Genomic DNA, 779 nt, shown 5'->3' with positions numbered 1-779 from the left:
GCGATCATGATGGCGCCAAATCCACCCATCGAATGTCCCGCAATACCTCGCTGCTGCGTAACCGGAAAATTCGCTTCAATCAGCGCAGGAAGTTCCGTGACGACGTAATCATACATTCGATAATGTGCCGCCCACGGTTCCTGCGTCGCATTGATGTAAAATCCAGCGCCCTGACCAAGATCGTAAGCATCGTCATCAGCCACCTCCACACCCCGTGGACTGGTATCTGGCGCGACAATGGCGATGCCCAGTTCCGCAGCCACGCGTTGCGCGCCAGCCTTGCCAATGAAATTCTGCTCCGTGCATGTCAGGCCAGAGAGCCAGTAAAGAACAGGAACCTTTTCAGTTTTTGCCTGCGGAGGCAGGTAAATCGCGAAGTTTGCTTCCACACCCAACGACACGGCATTGTGTCGCCAGACTTCCTGCACGCCCCCGAAAGAGGCGTGCGTTTCTTTGCGTTCCATGGCTTTCACGGCCTTTTGCGCACGTCAATTGCCGTCCGTGAAGGTATAACTGCATATCTTGTTACCTGCCGGATCCCGGAGATAGGCGGCATAAGCGCCCGGTAGATGGCTTCGCGGGCCGGGTGCGCCTTCATCGGTTCCTCCATTGGCGAGACCTGCGGCATGAAAAGCATCCACTTCGGCGGGTGTCGCTGCCGCAAAACCGATGGTGACACCGTTGCTTGAGGGCACTTCATCGTTGCCAGGACGCGCAATGATGAACGCTGGTTTCTCGCGGCCATACAGAATCCACCCATGCCCGAACGGCCCCAGGTT

At 57.0% G+C, this 779-nt stretch carries 2 protein-coding genes; both read right to left on the bottom strand.

Features of this window, described 5'->3' with window-relative positions:
• A partial coding sequence (locus B7449_RS03590; RefSeq protein WP_048883247.1) for an alpha/beta hydrolase-fold protein occupies positions 1 to 464 on the bottom strand: 464 nt, incomplete at its 3' end.
• 24 nt (positions 465 to 488) lie between these two features.
• Positions 489 to 779 (bottom strand): VOC family protein (locus tag B7449_RS03585; protein WP_048883245.1); only part of this gene is annotated, 291 nt, incomplete at its 5' end.

It is taken from the genome of Komagataeibacter intermedius TF2, from assembly GCF_000964425.1.
Lineage (GTDB): Bacteria > Pseudomonadota > Alphaproteobacteria > Acetobacterales > Acetobacteraceae > Komagataeibacter > Komagataeibacter intermedius.
This window is presented reverse-complemented; position numbering and strand designations above follow the sequence as displayed.